Consider the following 11,263-nt stretch of genomic DNA (forward strand, 5'->3'; position numbering starts at 1 on the left):
AAAGATTTCTAAAAAGATTAAACAGCCTCAATCCGATAGAATATCGAACTAGGGCTGTTTAGAGTTGTCTTTACTCTTTAGGTTGAAGTTCAAATTTAGCACTCTTATTATCTTTTATTTTATAGAAGTATTGTGATATATCATATAAGTCAAGATAAGTTATTAAGTTTATATCTTTATCTAATAATTTTCTTATGTTCTCATCTTTCACCAATTCCAAGGATTCAGGTTTATTTCTCACTAATTCCTCAAACATATTTTCAAGATCTTTACTTATTATATGATTTAAAGGAATGTGTAAATTCGGCAGATATCTAAAAAAATCAATTGTATCTTTAAAAGAAATTTTGATATCCAATTCTAATGCTTTTACTCTTCTTTGTACATAATTATTATAAATAATTTCAACCTTGGAATCATCAAATTTGGACAATGAGATTTCACTATTAAGGGCCTTTTTTACATCATTTTCTAAGTTTAAATATATTGAAGACATATCTCCTTTATCTATGTCATGATATATGCAATCATAATCTAGGTAATCAATTACCGAAGCTTCTGTGCTTATCAATGAAACTGGTATCTTATAATAGGATAAAAGATTAGTTACCATTTCAATTTCTCCCACTTCTTTTTCTCCTAAAGATAATATTTCAATTTCATCCCTAAAGGTATGAGGGAATCTACAATGGTCACTTTTCTTGCCATGAAAACCTACTAGAAAAGCTGTTTTATAATCAATGCTAAAATCAATATTTCTAATTTTCTTAATTATATTGATTTCAGGACTTAATTTCTCTACTAAGTTACCTGGCAATATACCATCATTATGGTCATAGCATAGATATATATTAATATTATCTGGTATGGAATTTATAATTACAGATATTTCTTTATATAATAAAACCTCATTCCTTTTATTATCCCATAAATCTTCAACTCCAATAATTCCTTCTAAATCAATTATAACCAATATATTATCCATTTTGCACCTCTATGCTTTCATGTTTAAATTTATAATATCTATCAAAAAAATCAGATTTATAGTTGCCATGCTCAATCATTATCACTGTTTTATCTGAAAAATATTTATTTAATATATAATCGAATTTATTTTTAAAATCAGCATCTAAATTGGCCAAAGGCTCGTCCAATATATAAATAGATGAATTCTTAGATAAACATCTTATTATTTCTATTTTCTTCTTCTGACCACCAGATAAATTGTAATTTTCATCTATAAAAGTATCTATACCTTCTTCTAAGCTTTCTATATACTCCAATAGATCAAAATCCTCCAGAATTTCATTTAAAGTATATTTACCATTATCAGCTTCATATAAAATGTTATTTCTTATAGACAAAGGATAGACAATTGGGTTTTGATTAGATATACTTATACACTCCATAATATCTGAAGCCTTGTACTCTTTATGGCTATTATCATTAATCAGATATTCTCCACAGCTTAAAGGGTATTGTAATGAGATAAGTTTTATCATGCTGGATTTTCCACTTCCATTTTCACCTCCAATTAATATATGTTCCCCCTTATTTAAATACATATTAACATCCTTTAAGATATAAGAATCCTTTATCTTAAATTCTCCGTCTTTTATCTCTATTTTATTAATATATTCAAGGGGTTGTTTCTTTTCTTCTTCATCTTTGAATAAATTTTTTGTTTCCATTACCTCAAAGACTCTATCCAAACTCACATGATATCTTTGAACAGTTGGTATCAGATTAGTTATCCCTATAAGGCTTATTAATACTTTTTGAATATAAAAAGATAGAAATATGAAGATTTCTGGGGTTATTCTTTTCTTAAATACAAGTATTCCAGCTAATATATAAAATAAAAATATATTGATTTTCATGATAGAGTCCATTATATATTGTAAGTTTATCTTACTTTCATTTAGCTTATCAACATTAGAAATCTTATCCTCTATATAATTATCAAAATCGTTTACAATAAAGTTTTTAATCTTTTCATTTGAAGTGATTTCATAAATACTATTAGAAACTTTTTTGACAATACCCAATATTACATCTGAGTAATAAAAATTTATTTTATTATATTTCTTTATCTTCTTAGAATAATGGATATTGATAAATATTATAGGTATTACTAAAACAATAGTATATATAAACCAAGTATTTTGTTTAATTAATATAAATAGCATGGATAGCAAAACTATAATTTCCGATAAATAACCAAATAAATAGTCTAAATAAGATAAAGGAGAACTATAGTCACTTGTGAATACATTATTTAGTTTAGCCGAATTATATGTACTGCTATATTGGAAATATCCAAAATAGCTGTAAAATATTCTCTCTTTAACCTTATTATTTATTCTAATCATCAATTTAGAAGATACTTTATCTAATGAATAATTTATAATGCTAAATACCATATAGTACATGGCAAACAGAATAATATACCTTTTAAATAAAGATATATTATTCTGCATAATTGATGCAACAATTACACTTACTAGATAAGGCTCTATTAAAGCACTGGCCTTTATCAAAATACCTGTCAATTTAATCAATAAATATTTAATTTTATATCTATCCAATAAAGCCATGCTCTTTTTTATATATAGCAAATTTATCTTCCCCTATATCATGCTTTAATTTTTTCAGTATTTCTTATTTCCTCAGCTATCAATTGGTTTAAAACTCTCTCCAAAGCTACCTTATAATCTTCTTCTTTCCATCTGCTACAATATCCTATATCTAAGGTATCGTATCTTTTGATATTCTCGGCAACACAACCGCCTCTGCAAAAATATTTATAGTCACAATCTTTGCATCTTGACATATTACGGACATCACGATTGTAGATATTTTTTATATTGTTCCTATTTACATAGATCTCTGGCTTATAAGTTCCTACCTCTAGTTTAGGATTATCTGAACTTAAGCAGGTAACAACTTTTCCATTTGGCAGAAATGTATAAGAAGGTCTAAATGTAAGATCACAATGCTTATATGGTATTCGAGTCTCCCTTGACTGTATCATACTAAGCATAGAAATTTCAGTATAATTTATAAAGCTCTGACTTAGATATTTTGCTCGATTATCCAATTCAATTAGTTGTTTAAATGATTCCTTTGCCATATTAATATAAGTATCATCTTCATCATTGAATTGCGTTTTCATCATATCTAAATCAAGTTTCACTGAAAATTTATTTTCCAACCATCCATACTTTTCTAAAATATCAAAAAATGATCGATAATCTTCAATCTCTTCAGGATGATATACAGAGTTGATAATCACTTCAATGTCATTATCCAGTAGAAACTCCAATGCTTCCCATATATTGTCATAGAACTTATCATTAAAAGTATTCCTATATTTTAAATGCAGTTTTTTATCGCCATCAATTGAAAGTATTACAGTTTGAATTCTTTCTCTATTTGCTTTTATCAATGACTTATATTTTGATATATTTGATCCATTAGTAGTAAAAGTCAGCTGTGCTGTTGGAAACCTTTCAAAAACGCTTTCTATAAATTTAAAATTATCATCTAGAAAAGGTTCTCCTCCCATAATAGTAATAGTTTTTATAATTGAATCAGTGTTGAATAAATTATCATAGTATCCATAGAACTCTTTTATTTTATCAAGATCATCTGTCTTCATCTTAGATTTAATATTTTTATAATCCTTTTGATAACAATAAGTACAATTGTAATTACAATCAAATCCAGTTATAAAAACTAAATCAAGAAATTGTTTCTTATCTTTTACAGATATTTCAGTTTGGTCAATTGCTATGTCAGATTTATTTTTCAAATAGTCTCTATAATCATCTAAAAGTTTACTATAGTCTTCCTTATCTACAACTACATAATCTAATGTTATTAAATCAAAAATTATATATTTGCCATAATTATAATGAACCGTTTTCTCATTATCTGTTCTAATATTAAATTTTTCAATCATAAGATCACTTCCTCTATGGTTTCATATCCTAAAGCTTTGGAATATTGCAATAATTTCCTTGAAAAAAAACTACATTCCCCTATAAATCCTTCGTTGTTAATATTTTTTGAGTTTCCACATCCCCCGCCACATAATAATGCAAATTTACAACCTTTACACTGTTCAATAGTTGTTATATTTCTATTTATCAAGCTTTTTTCAAAATATTTAAATTCAGGATAATACGTTCCAACTCTAGAATCTTTATTTCCAACAGAAACCAAGCAAGAGTAGATATCCCCTCTATTGTCTATTAATCTAGCACTTGTTTCTGCAGAACAGCTATAAAATTTTAAACCTATGGGTTTCCCATCGATTATAGATTTTTGAAAATTAACTGACGAGTTATTAATAGTATTGTCACTATATTCATCTACGGAGTACAGTATAGGTTCTAAAAAATTTTTACTCTCATCATCTAATTGAAATATAGGCTGCAATTCAAATATTAATAATTTATTATTTGGATATTTTTCCTTTAAATTATCCCTAAGCTCTAAACACTCTTGATAATTAGCTCTGCTTATATTCATCCTTATTTTTATTCTTATATTATTTTTAATAGCTAAATCAATATTGGATATTAGTTTATCAAATGTTCCCATTCTATTATCTTTTAGGAAACGAGATTTATCATGGGTTTCTTTGCCTCCATCTAATGTTACCTGCAGCCATTTTACCTTAATCTTTTTCAAAATATCAATATACTTATCTATACCGTAGCCATTTGTTATTATTCGATATTCTTTATCAGGATATTTTTCTATTATATATTTTATAATATCCATATTTTGTTCCAATAGAGGTTCTCCACCATATAAAAGTATGCTTTCTATATTTGGAAACAATTCTTCAGTTCTATCAATCATATCTTCTGTAAGCAAATCCTTATCGTGACTGCTAACATTAGATTCAAAGCAATAGCTACATCCAAAGTTACAATCATAGGTCAGAACTATACCTAAATCTTTAATATTATTTTTTCGCTTTTCATAATTTTTTCTAAGGATTGCCAATTGAGATTCCTTATATCTATTCTCCTCTTCTGAATTTTCCATTATATATTTTCGTTGAATCAGTGCATCATATAATTCTGTTTCATATTTATTGTCAAATTGAATATTCTCTGATTTTCTCCAAAGCTTGATTAGGTTTAAATCTTCTTCAGATACTATATCTGATAATCCATTTAACAAATTGATTAAGATATATTCATCCTCTTTATTTGTCTTCATAATTGTAGAATGTTCTATAAAATACATAGCCTGTCCTCCTATAAAATAAAAGTTTATTTTTTATCATAGTATAGATTCAATACCTTTAATGTTTTCTTTTAAGTAATTCATCCAATCTACTTTTAGTTCTTCAAAGGTTTTTCCAAATACTTCTTTATAGGTTAATCCATTAAAATCTGCAATATTTAGGTAAAGCATCTTTTCCAATCCATATTCTTCAACTAAATAACTAAAAAAGCTAAAGTTTTTATGGTAATCCATGGTGTCTCCTTCAGTCATTAGATCTAATGGAGCTTTTTCTTCCTTCAATTTAGAACCCAGAATTTGATTAATTTTAACTCTAGCTAAAATTACCAAATGACTTTCTATTATTCTTTTATTTTGATCTTTTGCCGTTTCTTCTATATTATCAATATCGATATTGTTTCTAATATAAATATTTAATAAGTTCACATATAAGTTCTGTAATTCTTTCAATTCATTATCCGTTAAATTTTTTTTCTCTAAGCCTTCTGCAGAATTAGAAATAATATAAAAGCTATATTCCATATCTTTAATATAAGCTTCGGAATAAACAACTTCTAAATAGTTTGCAATTCCTTCATCTATCCATGTTGGTTTTATAATACTTATCTCATTTTGTGTAAAAGGCTTATGGAACAATAAATGACAGTATTCATGTGCGTGAGCATTCACATCTCTTAAATGTATTTTTTCAGACCCTGTCATAATGTAACCTCCATCAGTAAAGCCATCAACATTTGTATCAAAGATATATTCTACCTTTAGTACATTGTTTAATACTTCTTTATATTCTGAATAAAATTTAGGGGCATCTTTCTCTATTCCTTTCTTTATAGCTAATATATCTCTATCAAATCTCAGTATAAGCTGTTCTATTTTTCTTGCTGTACCATACTGTTCATTTATTTCTGCAGTACTAATATCTATTTTAAATCCATTTATTTCTTCTTTAGTATTTATAATAAACTTATTTGCCATATTATTTATAACTTCCATCCTATTCATTAGACTTTCTATTTCTCTTTGATAAGATAAATCTATATCATTTTCCTCTGCCCAATTCTCTATGTCAGATATTTCTACATTATTTTTTAGAAGTTCTGTTTTCTTATCGTTTTTTAGTAAGTATTCCACTAAACCTATTGATGCAGCTTTTACATTTTCTATTTCTCCCTTGGATGAAAATGGCTCAAAAAATCTTGCTCCAAATAATGAAAATTCATTATTTGAATAATATGTAGTAAAGTCTACTTCCTTTTCCTCTATATCATATATCCTTGCATAAAGCCCTTCTGATATCCAGTTATCATATATTCCATAGGACTTTTTTATAAGTTCTTTTTTAAATTCTTCTGTTTCTATAAACTTGGCATCGCATCTTATTATTTTATCTGCCTTTGGAACTAGATATTGTTTTGATATTTGTACTTCAAGATTTTCTATTGGCGAAAATTCATCTATTTTATGTAATTCATTTAGTATTGATGTATAGATACTTTCCTTTCCATCTATATTGTCAGCTATCTTTATCTTTATATTATCGTTTTCATAGATTGTAGAACCTTCACCACTAGCTTCTACTAATTTGACTTTTTCATTCTTTTTATTCTTTTCACTGCATCCTATAAGAAATATTGTGATGATAAGCAAGAATATCATTCTTCTGATTTTCATTTTACATGTTCTCCTTTAGCCATTTTTTATTCAAATAATATAAAGATAAGATACTTGGATAAATTCTAATATAGAATAGATGGAAATTAGTTCCATCTATTCTATATTTAAAAAACTATTCACACCATGTTGCATTTGGATGTTTTGATTTTCTTATAATACAAGCAGAATTAAGACCACCACAACTTTGCTCTAAGCGTGGGTCATCTCCAAATTGAATGTCGCCATTTTTCTCTTCTTCTAAATCAATATCTTCATTCCAGATAATATCGTTCAATGATTTCATATTTTCTCCTCCCTTCTATAAGTATTTGCTGCTAATTACAAAATCATGTAATTGGCATAAGTACTACTCTTTTAATTGAAATGGCTGGGCTTCTCTCATTTTAGACATAATTCATTAATCATATATATAATTCAAAATTAGTCTAGAAATGAGAAACCTACTCTATTCCCCTTTCCCCATAGAGAGCTATAGAAATATTAGCATAATATTATACCAAATACTTCCATTAGCCAATTCATAAGTTCATTGTACTATCACTCAAACATTCCGTCAACCCATTGATATGACTTATTTCCCGACATTATTCAACATAATTCGGTATGTATTGTCGAATAAATATAAGTCAGTCAGAATTATCTCTTTTAACTCCAACTGACTTTTTCAATATCTCAAAACTATTTAATTATACACTCAACATCTATCCAAAAAACTTATACGATATCATAGTATCGATTCAATTCCTTTAATGTTTTCTTTTAAGTACTTCATCCAATCTACTTCTAGTTCCTCAAAGGCTTTTCCAAATACTTCTTTATAGGTTAATCCATTAAAATCTGCAACATTTAGATAAAGCATCTTTTCCAATCCATATTCTTCAACTAAGTAATTAAAGAAACTAAAGTTCTTGTGATAATCCATGGAATCACCTTCTGTCATCAAATCCATAGGTGCATCTCCTTCATTTACCTTAATTCCCATAATTTTTCTATATTTAACATTCGATAAAAATTTCAAATGATTTTCTAGTATTCTTTTATTTTTGTCCTTTGCAACTTCTTCTATATCGGTAACATCAATATCATTTTCGATAAGAAGCTCTAATTGTTTATCTATCATTTTTGCTTCATCTCCAACAAGCCTTTCTGATTCTGCTTCATATGTTCTAAAATTAATCAAATAATCAAAAATATCTTCCATAACTATAATTGTAGCCTCAGAATACACTACATCTAAATAATTTGCTATTCCTTCATCTATCCAGTTAGGCTTTGCAATAACTATACCCTTTTCCATAAAAGGCTTGTGGAACAATAAATGACAGTATTCATGTGAATGAGCATTTATATCTCTTAAATGTATTTTTTCAGACCCTGTCATAATATAGCCTCCATCAGCAAAACCATCAACATTTGTATCAAAAATATATTCTACCTTCGGTACATTGTTTAATACTTCTTTATACTCTGAATAAAATTTAGGAGCATCCTTCTCTATTCCTTTCTTTATAGCTAATATATCTCTATCAAATCTCAGTATAATCTGCTCTATTTTTTCTGCTGTATTATACTGTTCATTTATTTCTACAGTACTAATATCTATTTTAAATCCATTTATTTCTTCTTTAGTATTTATAATAAACTTATTTGCCATATTATTTATAGCTTCCATCCTATTCATCAGACTATCTATTTCTCTTTGATAGCCTAAGTCTATGCCTTTTTCTTTTGCCCAATCCTCAATATCAGATAATTCTATCTTACTTTTTAGTAGCTCCACCTTTTTATTATTTTTTAATATGTATTTCACCAAATCTATTGATGCAGCTTTTACACTTTCTATTTCTTCCTTAGAAGAAAATGGCTCAAAAAATCTTGCTCCAAATAATGAAAAATCATTATTTGAATAATATGTAACAAAATCTACTTCCTTTTTCTCTATATTATATATCTTTGCATATAGTCCTTCTGATATCCAGTTATCATATATACCATAGGATTTTTTTATAAGCTCCTTTTTAAATTCTTCTGTTTCTATAAACTTGGTATCACATCTTATTATTTTATCTACTTTTGGAACCATATATTTTTTAGATATCTCTATCTCAAGATTTTCTATAGGAGAAAATTCATCTATTTTCTGTAATTCGTTTAGTATAGATGCGTATATACTCTCCTTTCCATCTATATTATCAGCTATTTTTATCTTTATATTATCGTTTTGATATATTGTAGAACCTCCACTGCTAACTTCGGCTAATTGGATTGGTTCTTCTCTTGTCTTTTCTTTGTTTTTTTCACTACATCCTGTTAGAAATATGATAAAAATAAGTAATAGTAATAGTTTTTTATTTTTCATTTATATTAACTCCTTTAACAATTTGATATTGCTTACTATCTCATTTTTATAAAATGATTACATTCAGTCATGTTTTTCTATACCATAACTGTAAAAAACTAATCAGATATAATATACAATAGATGGAAATTACTCTCCATCTATTATATATTTCTAGAATTATGCAGAACATTGTACTTTCGGATAGTGATATGATAACCTTATTTCACATATGGGACTAAGACCACAACTCGGCTCTAAACATATCTCTTTCATCCCCTGAATTTCTATATTATTTTCGTCTTCTAAATCAATATCTTCATTCCAGATGATATCGTTTAATGATTTCATACTTTAAGCCTCCTCTCTATATGTATTTGTCGTTAATTACAAAATTCTGTAATTAACATAAGTACTACTCTTTAATTGAAGTGACTAATGTTCTCTCATTTTAGACATAATTAACTAATCATATATATAATTCAAAATTAGTTTAGAAATGAGAGACTGCTCTATTCCCCTTTCCCCATAGAAAGCTATAGAAATATTAGCATAATATTATACCAAATACTTCCATTAGCCAATTCATAAGTTCATTGTACTATCACTCAAACATTCCGTCAACCCATTGATATGACTTATTTCCCGACATTATTCAACATAATTCGGTATGTATTGTCGAATAAATATAAGTCAGTCAGAATTATCTCTTTTAACTCCAACTGACTTTTTCAATATCTCAAAATTATTTAATTATACACTCAACATCTATTCAATCCCAAGAACTTGCAAGATATCATAGTATCGATTCAATACCTTTAATATTTTCTTTTACGTAATTCATCCAATCTACTTTTAGTTCCTCAAAGGTTTTTCCAAATACTTCTTTGTAGGTTAAGCCGTCAAAGTTTGCAACATTTAGGTAAAGCATCCTTTCCAATCCATATTCTTCGACTAAGTAATTAAAAAAGCTAAAGTTCTTGTGATAATCCATGGAATCACCTTCATTCATCAAATCCATAGGGGCATTTCCTCCATTTGAGTTAATACCTAGAATCTTACGAAATTTAACTCTATACAAAACGTTTAAATTATTTTTCATGATTCTCTTATTTTTGCTCTTTGCAATTTCTTCCACATTATTGATATCAATATCATTTTTAATATAAATATTTAATAAACCGTCACATAAACTCTTTAATTCTTTTAACTCATTTTCTGCAAAGTCTTGTGTCGATAGAAGCTCTGTATAATTTGGTATGTTATTAAATTCATCTTCAATCATTTTAATAGAAGCTTCTGAATATATTATATCTAAATAATTTGCAATTCCTTCATTTAACCATTCAGGTTTTGCAATATTTATACCTTTTTCCATAAAAGGACTATAGAAAAACAAATGGCAATATTCATGTGCATGAGAATTTATATCTCTTAAGTTTATTTTGTCAGTTCCTCTGGAAAAAAATCCTCCATCAATAGAATCATAGGAGTTAGTAGTATCAAAAATATATTCTATTTTAGGTATATTATTTAGTACCTCTTTATATTCTGAATAAAATTTAGGAGCATCCTTTTCTATTCCCTTCTTTATAGCTAATATATCTCTATCAAATCTCAGTATAAGCTGTTCTATTTTTCTTGCTGTACCATACTGTTCATTTATTTCTGCAGTACTAATATCTATTTTAAACCCATTTATTTCTTCTTTAGTATTTATAATTAACTTATTCACTATTTCTAACACTTCCATCCTATTCATCAGACTATCTATTTCTTTTTGATAATCTAAATCTATCCCTTTTTCCCAGTTTTCCATATCCGATACTTTTATATTATTTTTTAGCAATTCTTCCTTTTTATTATTTTCTAATAGATATTCCACTAAATCTATTGATGCAGCTTTTACACTTTCTATTTCTTCCTTAGAAGAAAATGGCTCAAAAAATCTTGCTCCAAATAATGAAAATTCATTATTTGAATAAT

General features: G+C 27.0%; 9 protein-coding genes. All 9 read right to left on the reverse strand.

Annotated features, from left to right (window positions below; genetic code table 11):
• Nucleotides 1-70: 70 nt before the first annotated feature.
• On the reverse strand, nt 71-985 hold the full coding sequence (locus RDK80_RS19305; RefSeq protein WP_308525227.1) for a M55 family metallopeptidase: 915 nt from the start codon (nt 983-985) through the stop codon (nt 71-73).
• Nucleotides 978-2,618, reverse strand: coding sequence for an ABC transporter ATP-binding protein (locus tag RDK80_RS19310; protein WP_308525228.1), 1,641 nt, complete (start codon nt 2,616-2,618; stop codon nt 978-980). The genes RDK80_RS19305 and RDK80_RS19310 overlap by 8 nt, the downstream gene beginning before the upstream one ends.
• A gap of 17 nt (nt 2,619-2,635) precedes the next feature.
• Nucleotides 2,636-3,964 carry a radical SAM/SPASM domain-containing protein gene (locus RDK80_RS19315; RefSeq protein WP_308525229.1) on the reverse strand — a complete coding sequence of 443 codons (1,329 nt, stop codon included), beginning with the start codon at nt 3,962-3,964 and terminating at the stop codon, nt 2,636-2,638.
• A complete protein-coding gene (locus RDK80_RS19320; RefSeq protein ID WP_308525230.1) occupies nt 3,961-5,265 on the reverse strand; it encodes a radical SAM/SPASM domain-containing protein in 1,305 nt (434 codons plus the stop codon). Before RDK80_RS19320 ends, RDK80_RS19315 begins: the two co-directional genes overlap by 4 nt.
• Before the next feature lie 36 nt (nt 5,266-5,301).
• A complete protein-coding gene (locus tag RDK80_RS19325) occupies nt 5,302-6,936 on the reverse strand; it encodes a hypothetical protein (protein ID WP_216557928.1) in 1,635 nt (544 codons plus the stop codon).
• 115 nt (nt 6,937-7,051) lie between these two features.
• Nucleotides 7,052-7,222, reverse strand: coding sequence for a hypothetical protein (locus tag RDK80_RS19330; protein WP_216557932.1), 171 nt, complete (start codon nt 7,220-7,222; stop codon nt 7,052-7,054).
• A 441-nt stretch (nt 7,223-7,663) separates the two neighbouring features.
• A complete protein-coding gene (locus RDK80_RS19335; protein ID WP_308525231.1) occupies nt 7,664-9,298 on the reverse strand; it encodes a hypothetical protein in 1,635 nt (544 codons plus the stop codon).
• Nucleotides 9,299-9,457: 159 nt separating this feature from the next.
• On the reverse strand, nt 9,458-9,628 hold the full coding sequence (locus RDK80_RS19340; protein WP_216557941.1) for a hypothetical protein: 171 nt from the start codon (nt 9,626-9,628) through the stop codon (nt 9,458-9,460).
• Between the two features lie 445 nt (nt 9,629-10,073).
• A partial coding sequence (locus RDK80_RS19345; protein ID WP_308525232.1) for a hypothetical protein occupies nt 10,074-11,263 on the reverse strand: 1,190 nt, incomplete at its 5' end.

The organism is uncultured Tissierella sp. (assembly GCF_902479755.1).
GTDB classification, from domain to species: domain Bacteria; phylum Bacillota; class Clostridia; order Tissierellales; family Tissierellaceae; genus Tissierella; species Tissierella carlieri.

Excerpts from the sequence above, each read along its gene's own strand:
- RDK80_RS19305 (WP_308525227.1), bottom strand. The coding sequence starts at position 985 with ATGGATAATATATTGGTTATAATTGATTTAGAAGGAATTATTGGAGTT.
- RDK80_RS19315 (WP_308525229.1), bottom strand. The coding sequence starts at position 3,964 with ATGATTGAAAAATTTAATATTAGAACAGATAATGAGAAAACGGTTCAT.
- RDK80_RS19320 (WP_308525230.1), bottom strand. The coding sequence starts at position 5,265 with ATGTATTTTATAGAACATTCTACAATTATGAAGACAAATAAAGAGGAT.
- RDK80_RS19325 (WP_216557928.1), bottom strand. The coding sequence starts at position 6,936 with ATGAAAATCAGAAGAATGATATTCTTGCTTATCATCACAATATTTCTT.
- RDK80_RS19330 (WP_216557932.1), bottom strand. The coding sequence starts at position 7,222 with ATGAAATCATTGAACGATATTATCTGGAATGAAGATATTGATTTAGAA.
- RDK80_RS19335 (WP_308525231.1), bottom strand. The coding sequence starts at position 9,298 with ATGAAAAATAAAAAACTATTACTATTACTTATTTTTATCATATTTCTA.
- RDK80_RS19340 (WP_216557941.1), bottom strand. The coding sequence starts at position 9,628 with ATGAAATCATTAAACGATATCATCTGGAATGAAGATATTGATTTAGAA.